Annotated in this window: 13 protein-coding genes; 11 read left to right on the top strand and 2 right to left on the bottom strand. The window is 58.0% G+C overall.

Annotated features, from left to right (window positions below):
* The first annotated feature begins 32 nt into the window (after positions 1-32).
* The 4 genes from ACJO5Y_RS02350 to ACJO5Y_RS02365 are packed head-to-tail and all read left to right on the top strand — an operon-like array spanning position 33 to position 3375.
* Positions 33-707, top strand: a complete 675-nt coding sequence (locus tag ACJO5Y_RS02350; protein ID WP_406984774.1) for a TetR/AcrR family transcriptional regulator — start codon at positions 33-35, stop codon at positions 705-707.
* Positions 708-766: 59 nt separating this feature from the next.
* Entirely contained in the window at positions 767-1273 is a 507-nt protein-coding gene (locus ACJO5Y_RS02355) for a L,D-transpeptidase family protein (RefSeq protein WP_406984775.1), read from the top strand.
* Positions 1274-1329: 56 nt separating this feature from the next.
* Entirely contained in the window at positions 1330-2580 is a 1251-nt protein-coding gene (locus ACJO5Y_RS02360; protein WP_406984776.1) for a mechanosensitive ion channel family protein, read from the top strand.
* 12 nt (positions 2581-2592) lie between these two features.
* The gene (locus ACJO5Y_RS02365) at positions 2593-3375 is read left to right on the top strand and encodes an S-methyl-5'-thioinosine phosphorylase (RefSeq protein ID WP_406984777.1); all 783 of its coding nucleotides are present in this window, start codon (positions 2593-2595) and stop codon (positions 3373-3375) included.
* Here ACJO5Y_RS02365 and ACJO5Y_RS02370 read toward each other — a convergent pair.
* Both ACJO5Y_RS02370 and mfd read right to left on the bottom strand, forming a co-directional pair.
* Positions 3356-4045 (bottom strand): CsiV family protein, encoded by a 690-nt coding sequence (locus tag ACJO5Y_RS02370; RefSeq protein ID WP_406984778.1) that lies wholly within the window; start codon positions 4043-4045, stop codon positions 3356-3358. The genes ACJO5Y_RS02365 and ACJO5Y_RS02370 overlap by 20 nt on opposite strands.
* A 58-nt stretch (positions 4046-4103) precedes the next feature.
* Positions 4104-7613, bottom strand: coding sequence for a transcription-repair coupling factor (mfd, locus tag ACJO5Y_RS02375; protein ID WP_406984779.1), 3510 nt, complete (start codon positions 7611-7613; stop codon positions 4104-4106).
* Positions 7614-7739: 126 nt separating this feature from the next.
* Here mfd and ACJO5Y_RS02380 point away from each other — a divergent pair, with 126 nt between their 5' ends.
* From ACJO5Y_RS02380 to nqrF, 7 genes are all read left to right on the top strand, one after another.
* On the top strand, positions 7740-9251 hold the full coding sequence (locus tag ACJO5Y_RS02380; RefSeq protein WP_406984780.1) for a glyceraldehyde-3-phosphate dehydrogenase: 1512 nt from the start codon (positions 7740-7742) through the stop codon (positions 9249-9251).
* A gap of 381 nt (positions 9252-9632) precedes the next feature.
* Positions 9633-10979, top strand: coding sequence for a Na(+)-translocating NADH-quinone reductase subunit A (locus ACJO5Y_RS02385; protein WP_406984781.1), 1347 nt, complete (start codon positions 9633-9635; stop codon positions 10977-10979).
* Between the two features lie 4 nt (positions 10980-10983).
* Positions 10984-12189, top strand: a complete 1206-nt coding sequence (locus ACJO5Y_RS02390; RefSeq protein WP_406984783.1) for an NADH:ubiquinone reductase (Na(+)-transporting) subunit B — start codon at positions 10984-10986, stop codon at positions 12187-12189.
* Positions 12182-12985, top strand: a complete 804-nt coding sequence (locus tag ACJO5Y_RS02395) for a Na(+)-translocating NADH-quinone reductase subunit C (protein WP_406984785.1) — start codon at positions 12182-12184, stop codon at positions 12983-12985. The genes ACJO5Y_RS02390 and ACJO5Y_RS02395 overlap by 8 nt, the downstream gene beginning before the upstream one ends.
* 2 nt (positions 12986-12987) lie before the next feature.
* Complete coding sequence (locus ACJO5Y_RS02400; RefSeq protein ID WP_406984786.1) at positions 12988-13653, top strand: NADH:ubiquinone reductase (Na(+)-transporting) subunit D; 666 nt, start codon at positions 12988-12990, stop codon at positions 13651-13653.
* Entirely contained in the window at positions 13653-14261 is a 609-nt protein-coding gene (gene nqrE / locus ACJO5Y_RS02405; RefSeq protein WP_406984787.1) for an NADH:ubiquinone reductase (Na(+)-transporting) subunit E, read from the top strand. The genes ACJO5Y_RS02400 and nqrE overlap by 1 nt, the downstream gene beginning before the upstream one ends.
* Before the next feature lie 37 nt (positions 14262-14298).
* Positions 14299-15525: an NADH:ubiquinone reductase (Na(+)-transporting) subunit F gene (nqrF, locus tag ACJO5Y_RS02410; protein WP_406984788.1), complete on the top strand. Its 1227-nt coding sequence runs from the start codon at positions 14299-14301 to the stop codon at positions 15523-15525.

A 15525-nucleotide genomic window follows, 5' to 3' on the forward strand; every position in this document is an offset into this window, starting at 1 on the left:
AACAGACGTTTGCTAGAGGCACTGATAACAATATGGCTCAGTCTGATACCGTTGACCGCATCCTGGATGCCGCCGAGGAGCTGTTTGCAGACCGGGGGTTCTCCGAAACTTCGCTGCGGATGATTACCAGTAAGGCTAAAGTAAATCTGGCCGCTGTCAATTATCACTTTGGCTCAAAGAATGCCTTGATCCACGCCGTGTTTGCCCGGTTCCTGACACCGTTTTCCACCACCCTGGAAACGTCGTTTGATGAGCTGGAGGAGCGTTGTGAGGGCAAACCGCCGACTCTCAATCAGACCCTCTGGGCATTGACGGAAAGCGCCGTGCGCATGCCCCAGCGTAACGAGAAGGGCATTTCCATCTTCATGCGCCTGCTCGGGCTCGCCTATACCCAGTCCCAGGGTCATCTGCGCAAGTTCCTGGAGCAGGAATACAGCCAGCCTTTCAGTCGCTTCATGAGCCTGCTGAAAGAAGCCACGCCGCAATTGTCGGCGGTGGATCGATACTGGCGGATACAGTTCATGCTCGGGGCCACCGCGTTCACCATGTCCAGTAGCGATGCGTTGCGGGATATTCTCGAGAACAAGCTGGGTGTGGAAACCTCCGTCCAGGAAATTGCTGCACGCCTGGTGCCGTTCCTGGCAGCTGGCATGCAAGCCGAAGACACCATGCTGATGCCGTCATTCGGTCAGGCTCCGGTTGCCTGACTTGCTCTCTCTCGGTTAGGCTTCAGCACTGGCATTGTCAGTCGGGAGCTTAACTGCAGATGAACTCGCCAGAGGGGGCCTTTCCCCATCTCCACATCAGTATCGCCTCCCAGTCCCTGACGCTGATTGGCGCCGGTGGCGAACCGCTGTTTCAGGCCCCGGTATCCACGGCCCTGAACGGTCCGGGAGAGCAAAACGGCAGCGGTTGCACTCCCCGTGGCAGGCATTATGTCCGCGCCATGGTGGGTAAGGGGCAGTCGTCAGGTACCGTGTTTGTTGCCCGGCGACCAACCGGTGAAATCTACACCCCTGAACTTGCCGCCCGCCATCCTGAGCGGGACTGGATTCTCTCCAGGATACTCTGGTTGTGCGGTTGTGAATCGGGTATAAACCGTGGCCCCGGGGTCGATAGTTTCCGACGCTTCATATACATTCACGGCACACCGGATACCGAACCCATGGGGAAACCCAGATCCCATGGCTGCATCCGCATGCGCAATACCGATGTGATCAGACTTTATGATCTGGTCACCCCAGGCACTGCCGTTACCATCGAAGAATCCTGAACGTCGCGCATTGGTGCGACCCTGCTGGCATTGATTTTTTACGACTGAGGACGTCCATGATCAGCGAACTGCAAGCCACCATTGATGGCTGGATTGAGAATTGGGAATTACTGTCCGAAAGCTGGCGGGTGGGTGTTGTCGTTTTCGCCCTGGTGTTCGGAACTGCTGTTGTGGCTTATATTGCCAGCCATGTCGTGAGCGCACTTGAAAGGCGTTTCAGTAAAACCAGGAACCTGTGGGACGATGCTTTTCTCCACGCGGCGCGCAAGCCGGTGGTGGCATTTGTCTGGATTCAGGGCGTTTATTGGGCGGCGGAAGTCGCCTATCACTATTCCAAAGCAGAGATTTTCGCGGTCAACGAACACCTGCTCAGGATCGGTTTTGTCTGGGCGCTGGTATGGGCCATTCTTCGTTTCGTGAAGGAAGGTGAGAGCATTCTTGTCTCCCCGATCAAAATGAAGAAACCGATGGACTACACCACGGTTAATGCCATCAGCAAGCTGTCCCGCGCGGTGGTGATCATTACAGCGGTACTGATCATCATGCAATCCATGGGTTACAGTCTTTCCGGTGTACTGGCGTTCGGTGGCGTGGGGGGTATTGCCGTCGGCTTTGCCGCCAAGGACCTGCTGGCCAACTTCTTCGGCGGTTTCATCATTCACCTGGACCGACCCTTCAAGGTTGGTGACTGGGTGCGTTCCCCGGACCGCAACATCGAGGGTACCGTTGAGCACATCGGCTGGCGGCTGACCACTATCCGGACCTTCGACAAGCGCCCGCTGTATGTGCCAAATGCTACGTTCACCACGATTGCCGTGGAAAATCCTTCCCGTATGAGTCATCGCCGTATCTCGGAAACCATCGGCATCCGCTACGCTGATGTTCGTGAGATGGCCACCATCGTCTCCGAAATTCGCACCATGCTGGAAAATCACGAGGAGATTGAGAGCAGCCAGACCCTGATCGTGAATTTCCTGGCGTTCAACGCCTCGTCCCTGGACATCATGGTGTACACCTTCACCAAGACCACACAATGGGTGAAGTATCACGAGGTGAAGCAGGATGTGTTGCTGAAAATCAGTGAGATTATTGAGGGCCATGGTGCGGAAGTGGCGTTCCCGACGCGCACCTTGCATGTGGCGGACAGCGTGCGGCTGGCCAGCGCCGACAACGGAAAAGCCAGCGAGGCCAGTGACGATGAAGGTCCTATCGAGAACAGCGACGAGGGGTCGGACAAATCCCATGCCTCCCAGCGCACCCGGTACGGATCGGCTGTGGAAGCGACGGGCGGCGGCAATGGTGATTGACGGGAGCGAGGCATGACGAACGAACAGACACCGGCGGCAGTCGGCATTATTGGCGGGACGGGGCTGACCACCCTGTCCGGGCTGGAAATCACCGGCGAACGCGAAGTGGACACCCCCTGGGGTAAGCCTTCATCGGCTCTGGTTGAGGGGCGGCTGGGTGATCAGCCGGTCATTTTCCTGTCCCGTCACGGCAATCCTCACCGCATTCCGCCGCATCAGGTGAACTACCGGGCAAACCTCTGGGCCCTGCACCACGCTGGTGTCAGGACCGTGGTTGGTGTTAATGCCGTGGGGGGTATTCACGAGGCCATGGGGCCTGCCCACATCGTGATCCCGGAGCAGATTATTGATTACACCTGGGGACGCGGGAGCACCTTCTTTGAAGGTGAGCTCGAGGAAGTGACCCACATCGACTTCACTTTCCCCTACGCCGAGCCTGCACGGCAGGTCCTGGGTGAGGCGGCAAGGGCGCTGGGCCTGTCGTTTTCCGGTTTCGGCGTCTACGGGGCAACCCAGGGCCCGCGTCTGGAAACAGCGGCGGAAATCGCCCGGATGGAGCGGGACGGGTGCGACCTGGTAGGCATGACCGGTATGCCCGAGGCGGCCCTGGCCGCCGAGCTCAAGATGAATTACGTGTGCCTGGGGCTGGTGGTCAATTGGGCGGCCGGCAAATCCGATCACATCATCACGATGGAAGAGATAGAGGCCGCCATTGAACAGGGTATGTCCGGGGTGAAGCGGATTCTTGAGGAGTCCATGGCCGGGCTGGGGGCGCTCAGCCCTCAACCGGCCTGAAGAACACCAGAACCCCGATGGTGGGGGAGTCCAGGAAATGGACTTCCTCGCTGCGCATACGACGCGTCTCGCGGATCCAGGTGAGCAGCTCCGCCGGGCGAACGCTGCCTGCGGCTTGTTGTGCATCACCCTCAGCGCTCGCCTGAACGGGATAAACCGCATTGGCGGCCGGCTGCCAGTGGTTCAGGTGCACGTCCACGTGCAGATAGCGTTGGCGGTCAATCGTAATCTGGCCTTCCACTTCACGGTGGCCGGCGCCCGCCAGCCAGTCACCAACGGCGATCTGCATCGGTTCGCCGTCATAGTCCGGCGGGAATGACTGGTACCAGCCTGCTGTCATCAGTACCCGGTAACGCCCACTGTTCTCCAGGCGCTGGGCGACAGACTGCAATCTCAGGTCGCTGTCGGGCGCCAGTCGGAGCGTAGTGCCCACGCTGCCGTCCTCGCGGATCACTTTCACCTGTTTCGAAACATTGGTCGCCGGCTCGGGCATCCGGCTGGCCATGCGCTCCTCAACGTTTCCGGGATCCACAATCCGTTCAACAATGACGATTTCCGCCCGGTAGAGATGCTCACGTCCCTCCTGGGCAGTGGCAAGCAACGGCGCAAGCGCCAGCAGGGCAGCGGTGAAGGTGATCAGGGCCTTTCCGGGCAGGGCATAACCGGGCATTCGCAAGGGCTTTACTCCACAATGTCAGTTGCTGTCGTTTGGCGGGCAGGCCTGAAATTCAGGACGTCAACTGCCCGAGCATGTCGGAAATGCCGTCGAGTTTACCACTGGTTGAGTCATCCTTCAGCCGGAACCGGAAACTGTTGGCTCCTTCCAGGCGGTACTGGTCCGGTGCGGATTGCACTTTTTTAACCAGAACGAGAGGATCGACCGGTGTCGATGCCCCGAACTCCAGCCGGGCCCACTCCTTGCCAGCGTCGATCTTGACGATGCCGAGGGCTTCCGCCCGCAGCCGAAGCTCGCTCTGGTGGATCAGGTTTTTGGCCGGGTCCGGTAATAATCCGAAGCGGTCAATCATCTCAACCTGAAGTTCTTTTAATTCCTCTTTATTGCTGACGCTGGCGATGCGCTTGTAGAGCATCAACCGGTTATGAACGTCCGGGAGGTAATCGTCCGGGATCAGCGCGGGTATGCGCAGGTTCATCTCGGTGCCGTGGCTCAGGGGCAGGTCGGCGTTGGGGGTGCGGCCCTCGCGGATGGCCTTGACCGCCTCATCCAGCAACTGCATGTACAGGGTGAAGCCAATACTCTCGATCTGGCCGCTCTGCTCCTCTCCGAGCAACTCGCCGGCGCCACGGATTTCCAGGTCGTGAGTAGCCAGCATGAAGCCGGCGCCCAGATCCTGGGCCTCGGAAATGGCTTCCAGGCGCTTTTTTGCGTCGGTGGTGATCGATCGCGGAGGCGGTGTCAGCAGGTAGGCGTAGGCCTGGTGGTGCGAACGGCCAACCCGGCCCCGCAACTGATGCAGCTGAGCCAGGCCGAACTTGTCGGCACGTTCAATGATGATGGTGTTGGCGCTGGGGATGTCGATGCCGGTTTCCACAATGGTGGTACACACCAGCACGTTGAAGCGCTTGTGGTAGAAATCCGACATGATCTGTTCCAGCTCGCGTTCCCGCATCTGGCCATGGGCCACGCCCACACGGGCTTCGGGAATGAGTCGGCGCAGGTCTTCGGCGGTTTTCTGGATGGTGGCCACGTCGTTGTGGAGGAAGTACACCTGGCCGCCCCGCAGGATTTCCCGCAGGATCGCTTCTTTGACCATGGCGTCGTCCCGCTGGCGTACGAAGGTTTTCACCGACAGTCGGCGCGCCGGGGGCGTGGCAATGATGGACAGGTCCCGCAGATGGCCCATGGCCATATTCAGGGTGCGTGGAATCGGCGTGGCGGTGAGCGTCAGCATGTCCACTTCCGCCCTCAGCGCCTTGAGCTTTTCCTTCTGCTGCACGCCGAAACGGTGTTCCTCATCAATGATTACCAGTCCCAGGTTTTTGAATCTGATGTCGCCCTGCAGCAGCTTGTGGGTGCCGATCACGATATCTGCCTTGCCGGCCTCAATGGCTTCCATGGCCTTGCTGGTCTGGGCGCCACTGCGGAAACGGCTGAGCAGCTCCACGGTCACTGCAGTATCGGAAAAACGGTCGCGGAAGGATTCGTAATGCTGCTGTGCCAGCAGGGTGGTCGGCACCAATACCGCCACCTGCTTGCCGGAGAAGCTGGCCATGAACGCCGCCCGCATCGCCACTTCGGTTTTGCCAAAGCCCACATCGCCACAAACGAGTCGATCCATGGGTCGCTCGCTGGTCATGTCCTCGAAAACGGATTCAATGGCTACCTGCTGATCCGGGGTCTCCTCGAAGGGGAAGCCGGCGGCGAAGGCGCGGTAGGCTTCCTGGGGGTCTTCGAAAGTAAACCCTTTGCGGGCCTCGCGGCGGGCGTAGACATCCAGCAGTTCGGCGGCGGTGTCGCGGATTTTTTCCAGGGCTTTCTGTTTGGCGTTGCTCCAGCGCTCGGTGCCGAGTTTGTGAAGCGGGGCGTGTTCAGTGTCGGAACCGGTGTAGCGTGAGATCAGGTGGAGGCTGGACACCGGAACGTACAGTTTCGAGCCGCCGGCGTACTCCAGCATCAGGAACTCACTGGCTTCGCCTTCCACGGTAATGGTTTCCAGGCCCTGGTAGCGCCCGACCCCGTGGTCGATGTGAACCACTGGCGCGCCAATGCGCAGCTCGGACAGGTCGCGGTAGCCGGAATCGTCCACTTCCGTCGGCTTTTCCCGGCGCCGACGCTGCAGCACCCGCTCGCCGAACAGGGCGGTTTCGGTGACCAGCGCCAGATGTTCTCCCGGCAGCACCAGTCCCTGTTCCATGGGAGCGATGGTAATGCCCAGCGGGCAGTTGCTGTCTTCCAGGAATGCCTGCCAGCTGTTCAGCGTTGCCGGTTTCACATTGTGGTCAGCCAGGTTGTCGATCAGGGCTTCCCGGCGACCGGAGGACTCCGCGCACAGCAGCACGCGCCCGCCGAAAGCTTCAATGAACCGTTTCAGGCGAGCGGCGGGGTCCGCTGCACGACCGTCCATGGCGACATCGGGCAGTTTGTCGGTGTTGCAATTCTCGGCGCCGGTGGTGCTTGCCGTATTGGCCGTGAGGGTCACCCGGGGAAAACGCTTGAGTTGCCCGAACAGCTCGTCCTGCTGCAGGAACAGCTCGGTTGGCGGCAGGATCGGACGCAAACGGTCGTGACGCCGGTCTTCGTATCGCGCCCGGGTGTCCGCGTCAAAGTGGGCGATGGCGTCGTTCAGTTCGTCGGCAGTGAAAACGTGGGTGCCTTCCGGCAGGTAGTCGAACAGCGTCGCTGTTTCATCAAAAAACAGCGGCAGGTAATACTCGATGCCCGGAGGCGTGATGCCCTGGCTGACGTCCTGGTAGATCGGAGCGTCCTTGTCGGCATTGGGGAAATGCTCGAACCAGCGGTTGCGAAAACCGGAGCGGGCTTCCTTGTTCCACGGGAATTCGTTGGCCGGCAGCAGTTCGATCTTGTTGATGCGATCAATGGAACGTTGGGTTTCCGGGTCAAAGGTCCGCAGGGTTTCGATTTCGTCATCAAAAAGGTCGATCCGGTAGGGCTGCGTCGCGCCCATCGGAAAAATATCCAGAATGGCGCCGCGAACGGCGTATTCACCGTGTTCGTAAACATTCTCGGTGTGGCGGTAGCCAGCGGATTCCAGTTGCAGGCGCCACTCGTCTATTTCCAGTGTCTGTCCCACCTCCAGCAGCAGGGTGCTGCCCTGCAGGTATTGAGCCGGGGGCAGGCGATGCATCAGGGTGCGTGCCGGGACCACCAGAACCCCGTGGCGGGTTGATGGCAGTCGGTGCAGGGTGCGAATCCGGCGGGATGTAATATCCTGATGAGGTGAAAACAGATCGTAGGGAAGGGTTTCCCAGTCCGGTAGTGACAGCAGTTCAAGGCCCGATCCGGTCACGGCCGTGCCGTCTTCCTCGGCTGGCAGCCCGAGGTAGAAGCGCATGGCCTGTTCCAGGCGAATGGCCTCGTCGGTGCTGCGGGTAATCACCAGCGTCAGGCCCCGGTGCCGGTTTGCGCTCTCGCAAATGGCCAGTGCATCGCTGCTGCCGTGCAATTGGCCCCATGTGCGGTGGTCGGTAGCCTTTGCCGGGAATTCCGGAGCCACCAGGGCAGGGCGGGAGCGTAGTGAGGATGCACCGTCAGTCATGGGCGTTTGTCTTCTCCTGCAGTTTAAGTCCGGGGCGGCGAGGCGCGTATTCTACCGGTCGCAAGGGTGGCTGTCATGGTAGGTATGCTGGCAGTATTTGCGGTCTGGCATTTTAAATTGGATAATATGCGCCCAACTTTTCCAAGTGCCAACTGCAGAGGTTCAAGCGTGAGTCACGAACAGATTAACCAGCACCTGTCTAACTGGACCGAGAGAGAATCCACTGCGGAAGCCATGATTCCGCTGATCGGCCGTCTATACCGCAAGAACAATGTGGTCACTTCCGTATACGGTCGCTCCATCATCAATCAGTCAGTTATCGGCATCATTCGTGCTCACCGCTTCGTCCGTCAGGTAGAGGACAGCGAGCTGTCGGTTCACGACACCCTGCCGATCCTGCAGGCCATGGACAGCATGGATCTGGGACGTGCCCACGTGGATATTGGCAAGCTGGCGGTCAAGTTCAAGGCCGAAGGCGGCTCACTGGAGGATTTCCTCAGTCGCGAAATTGGTCCGATCGTGGGACAGTACGCTACCCAGTCCGAGGAAGACGCCGGCAATGGCACCAAAGACGTGGTTCTGTATGGCTTTGGTCGCATCGGTCGCCTGCTGGCGCGCATCCTGATCGAGAAAGCCGGTGGCGGTAACAACCTGCGCCTGCGTGCGATTGTGGTTCGTCAGGGCGGTGCCGAGAACGACCTGGAGAAGCGTGCCAGTCTGCTGCGCCGCGATTCCGTGCACGGTCCCTTCGACGGCACGATCACCGTGGATGAGGAAGATTCGGCGCTGATCGCTAACGGCAACTACATCAAGGTGATCTACTCCAAGGGTCCGGATCAGGTGGATTACACCCAGTACGGTATCAATAACGCCATCGTTGTTGATAACACCGGTATCTGGCGTGACGAAGATGGTCTGGGGCTGCACCTGAAATCCAAGGGTGTCAGCCGGGTCATCCTCACCGCACCCGGCAAGGGCGACATCAAGAACATCGTATACGGCATCAACAACGACTGGATCACCAACGAAGACAAGATTCTGTCGGCCGCTTCCTGTACTACAAACGCGATCACTCCGGTCCTGAAAGCGCTCAACGATGAGTTCGGTATCGAGGATGGTCACGTTGAAACGGTACACTCCTACACCAACGACCAGAACCTGATCGACAACTACCACAAGGGTAGCCGTCGTGGCCGCAGTGCCGCTCTGAACATGGTTATTACTGAAACCGGTGCTGCCAAGGCGGTTGCCAAGGCTTTGCCGGAACTGAAAGGTAAGCTCAGCGGCAACGCCATCCGGGTTCCGACCCCGAACGTATCCATGGCCATCCTCAATCTGAACGTGAAAACGGATGTGAGTGTCGAGAGCGTGAATGAATACCTGCGCGAAATGGCGCTGCATTCCGAGCTGCAGAAGCAGATCGATTTCGTGAACTCCCCGGAAGTGGTGTCCACTGACTTCGTCGGATCGCGCCACGCCGGTATCGTTGATGCCCAGGCGACCATTGCCAGCGGTAAGCGCATCATCCTGTACGTGTGGTACGACAACGAGTTCGGTTACAGCGCCCAGGTGGTTCGCTGCGTCAACCAGATGGCAGGTGTGACTTACCCGATCTTCCCGAAGCGTGCCCGCGACTGATGCCCTTGGCGTAGAGCGCCAGTCGTTGTGGAGCACCTGACGGTCCTTCGCAGTGGCAAATTGGTCAGAAACCCCGCCAGCTTTTGCTGCCGGGGTTTCTTTTTGGCCTGAATTCCACCATGGTCGTGTTACGTTAGAGCACAAACTCCACCGGGTTTCTGGTGGAAATAGGATGACTTAATCTCTATAATTGGCGCGATTTTGGGTACGTCTGGCACCCGTTTCTCATCTTTCCCTTTTGCCGAAAGCAAGGTGAATCTCAACCTGTAAGCTTTCGCTGCGTCGGTGCAGCCAACCTGGTGCATCCCGGAAAGGGAATCTGGGCCACAGGGACCGACGTTACAAATCCATCGAATAGTTTCTGATGATTGGATAAGGCTAATGATCAAGATCAAAAAAGGCCTGGATCTTCCCATCAGCGGCGCTCCTGAGCAGACCATTACTGACGGCAAACCCGTTCGCCACGTGGCGTTGATCGGTTTTGACTACAACGGCATGAAGCCGACGATGGCTGTGAAAGAGGGAGACCGTGTCAAGCGCGGTACGCTGCTGTTCACGGACAAGAAGACCGAAGGCGTGCGTTATACCTCCCCGGCTGCCGGTGTGGTAAAAGAAATAAATCGTGGTGAGCGTCGTGTTTTTCAGTCGATGGTCATCGAGATCGATGGCGACGATGCCGAAACCTTCGCCCGTTATAATGAGGCGGACCTGGCTGGGCTGGAGCGCCAGCAGGTAGTCGACAACCTGGTGGAGTCCGGCCTGTGGACCACGCTGAGGACACGTCCTTACAGCAAAGTGCCGGCTATCGACACGGCCCCCCATTCCATTTTTGTGTCCGTGATGGACACCAACCCGCTGGCCGCTGACCCGACCGTTATCATCCGGGAAAGCAGCGCGGCGTTTGAAAAAGGCCTGAAAATTCTGAGCAAGCTGACCACTGGCAAGGTGTTTGTCACCGGTAAGCCTGGCTCGGACGTGCCTGTTCCCAAAACGGATAGTGTCGAAGTTCACCAGTTTGATGGTGTTCATCCGGCCGGTAACGTGGGCACTCATATCCATTACCTTGACCCGATTGCCGGTGACAAGGTGGTCTGGTCGATTGGCTACCAGGATGTGATCGACATCGCCAAGCTGTTTGAAACCGGTGAGCTGCCGGTGGAGCGGGTGGTTGCCATTGGTGGCCCCAAGGCGCTTAAGCCGCGTCTGATCCGCACCCGTATTGGCGCCAACCTGAACGAACTGCTGAAGGACGAAGTGGCCACCGACTGCGATGTGCGCATCATCTCCGGCTCGGTGTTCGGCGGTCGTCGTGGTGACGGTCCCTGTGCTTATCTTGGTCGCTTCGCCAACCAGATATCCGTTCTGGAAGAAGGCTATAAGCGTGAGTTCATGGGCTGGTTGTCTCCGGGCCCGAACAAGTTCTCGGTGCTGAACATCTACCTGTCCAAGCTGGCCAGCAGCAAGCTGTTCAACTTCACCACCACCACCAATGGCAGTGAACGCGCCATGGTGCCGGTGGGCACGTATGAAGAGGTCATGCCCCTGGATATCCTGCCAACTCAGCTGCTGCGCTCGCTGATTGTGGGCGACACGGAAACGGCACAGAAGCTGGGTGCACTGGAACTGGATGAAGAAGATCTGGCGCTGTGTACCTTCGTGTGCCCGGGTAAATACGAATACGGTCCGATTCTCCGCGAGAACCTGACCCGAATCGAGATCGAGGGCTAATACGATGGCAATCCGACAGTTTCTCGATGGCATCGAGCATCACTTTGAAAAAGGTGGCAAGTACGAGCGCTGGTACGCGCTTTACGAAGCCGTCGATACCATTTTCTACACGCCAGGCAGTGTAACCTCCACCACGGCTCACGTTCGTGACGGCGTTGACTTGAAGCGCATCATGATCACCGTGTGGTTGTGTACCTTCCCGGCCATGTTCTTCGGTATGTGGAACATCGGCTTCCAGGCCAACAGCTTCCTCGCTGAAAATCCGGATGCCCTGATGGGTGACGGTGGCCTGCGTACTGCGTTCATCAGCGCCCTGGCGGGTAATAACGCCGCCAGCATCTGGGATAATTTCGTCTATGGTATGGCGTACTTCCTGCCCATTTACTTCGTGACCTTCGTTGTGGGTGGTTTCTGGGAAGTGCTGTTTGCCACCGTTCGCCGCCACGAAGTCAACGAAGGCTTCTTCGTAACCTCCGTGTTGTTTGCCCTGATCTGCCCACCGGACCTTCCACTGTGGCAGGTGGCTTTGGGTATCACCTTTGGTGTGGTGATCGGTAAGGAAGTGTTTGGCGGTACCGGCAAGAACTTCCTCAACCCGGCGCTCACCGGCCGTGCGTTCCTGTACTTCGCATACCCGGCACAGATCTCCGGCGATACCGTGTGGACCGCCGTTGATGGCTTCAGTGGTGCAACGGCACTGAGCTGGGCGGCCAGTGGCGGTCTGGAAGCCCTGCAGGAGCAGATTGGCTGGATGTCCGCGTTCATGGGCACCATTCAGGGCTCCGTGGGTGAGACCTCGACCCTGGCGGTTCTGATCGGCGGTATCATCCTGCTGATCATGAAGATTGCGTCATACCGCATTGTCGGGGGCGTGCTCATCGGCATGATTGCCATGGCTCTGCTGTTGAACATTATTGGTTCCGACACCAACCCGATGTTTGATGTGCCGGCGCACTGGCACCTGGTCATGGGTGGTTTTGCCTTTGGTATGATGTTCATGGCAACCGACCCCGTGTCTGCCGCCATGACCAACACCGGTCGCTGGTGTTTCGGTATCCTGGTGGGCGTGATGACCGTGCTGATTCGCGTTGTTAACCCGGCGTTCCCGGAAGGCATCATGCTGGCCATCCTGTTCGCCAACCTGTTCGCACCGTTGATGGATCACTACGTGGTTCAGGCCAACATCAAACGGAGGCTCGCTCGTGGCTAAAGCTAAAGAAACCGTCTCCAGAACGCTGCTTGTTGCCCTGGTACTGAGTATTGTCTTCTCGGTTGTGGTTTCCACCGCCGCGGTGTCTCTCAGACCGGCACAGATCAAGAACCAGAATCTGGATATCAAAACCAACATCCTGGCGGCCGCTGGCATGTTGAAGCAAGGTGCCAGCGCCGACGAGATCGAGGAGGAATTCTCCCGTTTTGACGTGCGCTTGCTGAACCTGGACAGTGGTGACTACGTCGAACCCTCCGAGGTCGGCGTAGAGGACCCGATGAAGTACGATATGTACAAAGCCGCGTCTGATCCTGCCATGTCCACCAACATTCCGTCGTCGGAAGACAGGGCGGGTATCAAACGTCGTCCGAATGTGGCCAAGATATACACGCTCTCTGAGAACGGGGAGTTGACACGCGTGGTCCTGCCGATTCACGGGTATGGTCTGTGGTCCACCCTGTACGGCTTTGTGTCCCTGGAAGGCGACGCCAACACCATCGAAGGGCTTGGTTTCTACGCTCACGCTGAAACACCGGGGCTTGGTGGCGAAGTGGACAATCCTCGCTGGAAAAGACAGTGGGTCGGTAAGGAAGTCTACGGCGATGAGCTGGAAGAGCCCCAGATCCGCCTGGTCAAAGGTGGTGTAAGCGCCGATGCTGCTGACAAGGAGCATAAGGTTGATGCGCTCTCCGGTGCGACCCTGACGAGCCGCGGTGTGCAACAGCTGGTTAACTACTGGATGAGTGACCGTGGCTACGCACCGTTCCTGAAAAAACTTCGTGAAGGGGAGGTCTGATCATGGCAGACGCTTCAGCCAAACAGGTTCTCTTCGAACCGATTTTCAGTAACAACCCGATCGCGTTGCAGATTCTTGGTATCTGTTCCGCGCTGGCGGTAACCACCAGCATGAGCGTAACCCTGGTTATGTGTATGGCGGTTATCTCGGTAACGGCCTGTTCCAACCTGGCGGTTTCGCTGGTACGCACCCAGATTCCGGGCAGTATCCGGATCATCGTCCAGATGACCATCATCGCGTCACTGGTTATTGTGGTCGATCAGATACTCAAGGCTTATGCCTACGAGATCTCCAAGCAGCTGTCGGTATTTGTTGGTCTGATCATCACCAACTGTATCGTGATGGGCCGTGCGGAAGGTTTCGCCATGAAGAACGGCCCGTGGCTGAGCTTCCTGGACGGCGTTGGTAACGGTCTGGGCTACTCGGTGCTGCTTATCTTCGTTGCGTTCTTCCGTGAGCTTCTGGGTGCGGGGTCACTGTTTGGTGTGTCCCTGATGCCAGTGGTGAACGAAGGCGGCTGGTACGTGCCGAACGGCCTGTTGCTGCTGCCGCCGAGCGCGTTCTTCATCATCGGTCTGGCGATCTGGGGCCTGCGTACCTGGAAGCCGGAGCAGGTTGAAGAGCCTGACTACAAGATGTCTCGCCACACCGCCAAGGAGGCCTTCTGATGGAACATTATATCAGCTTGATTCTGAAGGCCATTTTCGTTGAAAACATGGCGCTGGCCTTCTTCCTGGGGATGTGTACCTTCCTGGCGATCTCCAAAAAGATTGAGGCCGCCGCCGGTCTGGGCATCGCGGTTGTTGTGGTGCTTACCATTACGGTCCCGGTGAACAACCTGCTGTACAACAGCATTCTCCGTGAGGGAGCGCTGGCGTGGGCAGGTTTGCCGAATGTTGATCTGAGCTTTCTTGGCCTGCTGACGTATATCGGTGTCATCGCCGCACTTATCCAGATCATGGAAATGATACTGGACAAGTACATCCCGACCCTCTACGCGGCATTGGGGGTGTTTCTGCCGTTGATTACAGTGAACTGCGCCATCCTGGGCGCCTCACTGTTTATGGTAGAGCGCGATTATACCTTTAGCGAAAGCGTGGTGTACGGGTTTGGTGCAGGTGTTGGCTGGGCGCTGGCAATACTGGCCCTGGCCGGTATCCGTGAGAAGCTCAAGTACAGCGACGTTCCCGAGGGGCTGCGAGGCCTGGGTATCACCTTCATTACGGTTGGTCTGATGTCCCTGGGCTTTATGTCATTCTCAGGTATTTCACTGTAATCAACCCGGTGATTCGGTTTAACGAAAAGGCGAGACCATGAGTACAGAAATTATTCTCGGCGTGGTCATGTTCACCGTTATCGTACTGGCCCTTGTCGCAGTCATCCTCGCGGCACGGTCCAGGCTGGTAAGCACCGGTGATGTGACTATCGAAGTCAATGACGACCCGGAGCACACCCTGACCACCGAGGCCGGTGGCAAGCTCCTGGGGACGTTGGCGAACAACGGCATTTTCCTGTCATCAGCCTGTGGCGGTGGCGGTACCTGTGCCCAGTGCAAGTGTAAGGTTCTGGACGGTGGCGGCGCGATGCTGCCCACGGAAAAGACCCACTTCACCAATCGTGAAGAGAAAGAAGGCTGGCGCCTGTCCTGCCAGGTTCCTGTCAAGCAGGACATGAAGGTCGAAGTTCCGGAGGAATTCTTCGGGGTCAAGAAGTGGGAGTGCGAGGTCATCTCGAACCACAACGTGGCCACTTTCATCAAGGAACTGGTATTGAAGCTGCCTGAGGGCGAGGAAGTCGACTTCCGCGCCGGCGGTTACGTTCAGCTGGAGTGTCCTCCCTACGAGATCAATTTCAAGGACTTTGATATCGAGGAAGAGTTCCATGAAGACTGGGACAAGCACGACATCTGGCGTTACAAGGCGATCAACAAGGAAGAGACCATTCGCGCCTATTCCATGGCGAACTACCCGGAAGAGAAGGGTGTTCTCAAGTTCAACATCCGTATCGCCACGCCGCCTCCAGGCACGGATTACCCGCCGGGCATCATGTCCAGCTACGTGTTCAACCTGAAGCCGGGTGACAAGGTGACGGTCATGGGGCCGTTTGGTGAGTTCTTCGCCAAGAAGACCGACGCCGAAATGGTATTCATCGGTGGTGGTGCCGGTATGGCGCCGATGCGTTCCCACATTTTCGACCAGCTCAAGCGCCTGAACTCCAAGCGTAAGATCAGCTTCTGGTATGGTGCGCGAAGCGTCCGCGAGATGTTCTACGTGGAAGATTTCGACGGTCTGGCCGAGGAAAATGACAACTTCGAGTGGCACGTGGCCCTGTCCGACGCGCTGCCTGAAGACAACTGGGAAGGCCCCACAGGGTTCATCCACAACGTATTGTACGATAACTATCTGAAGGACCATCCGGCCCCTGAAGACTGTGAGTACTACATGTGTGGGCCCCCAATCATGAACGCGTCCGTGATCAAGATGCTCAAGGATCTTGGTGTCGAGGACGAGAACATCATGCTGGATGACTTCGGAGGGTAA

The sequence above is a fragment of the Marinobacter alkalisoli genome (genome assembly GCF_045449855.1).
In the GTDB taxonomy this organism is placed as follows: Bacteria; Pseudomonadota; Gammaproteobacteria; order Pseudomonadales; family Oleiphilaceae; genus Marinobacter.

What these genes read in the sequence shown, in the direction of transcription:
- ACJO5Y_RS02400 (WP_406984786.1), top strand. Translation starts at nt 12,988, where the DNA reads ATGGCAGACGCTTCAGCCAAACAGGTTCTCTTCGAACCGATTTTCAGT.
- ACJO5Y_RS02365 (WP_406984777.1), top strand. Translation starts at nt 2,593, where the DNA reads ATGACGAACGAACAGACACCGGCGGCAGTCGGCATTATTGGCGGGACG.
- ACJO5Y_RS02360 (WP_406984776.1), top strand. Translation starts at nt 1,330, where the DNA reads ATGATCAGCGAACTGCAAGCCACCATTGATGGCTGGATTGAGAATTGG.
- mfd (WP_406984779.1), bottom strand. Translation starts at nt 7,613, where the DNA reads ATGACTGACGGTGCATCCTCACTACGCTCCCGCCCTGCCCTGGTGGCT.
- ACJO5Y_RS02370 (WP_406984778.1), bottom strand. Translation starts at nt 4,045, where the DNA reads ATGCCCGGTTATGCCCTGCCCGGAAAGGCCCTGATCACCTTCACCGCT.
- ACJO5Y_RS02355 (WP_406984775.1), top strand. Translation starts at nt 767, where the DNA reads ATGAACTCGCCAGAGGGGGCCTTTCCCCATCTCCACATCAGTATCGCC.
- ACJO5Y_RS02390 (WP_406984783.1), top strand. Translation starts at nt 10,984, where the DNA reads ATGGCAATCCGACAGTTTCTCGATGGCATCGAGCATCACTTTGAAAAA.
- nqrE (WP_406984787.1), top strand. Translation starts at nt 13,653, where the DNA reads ATGGAACATTATATCAGCTTGATTCTGAAGGCCATTTTCGTTGAAAAC.
- nqrF (WP_406984788.1), top strand. Translation starts at nt 14,299, where the DNA reads ATGAGTACAGAAATTATTCTCGGCGTGGTCATGTTCACCGTTATCGTA.
- ACJO5Y_RS02385 (WP_406984781.1), top strand. Translation starts at nt 9,633, where the DNA reads ATGATCAAGATCAAAAAAGGCCTGGATCTTCCCATCAGCGGCGCTCCT.
- ACJO5Y_RS02380 (WP_406984780.1), top strand. Translation starts at nt 7,740, where the DNA reads ATGCGCCCAACTTTTCCAAGTGCCAACTGCAGAGGTTCAAGCGTGAGT.
- ACJO5Y_RS02350 (WP_406984774.1), top strand. Translation starts at nt 33, where the DNA reads ATGGCTCAGTCTGATACCGTTGACCGCATCCTGGATGCCGCCGAGGAG.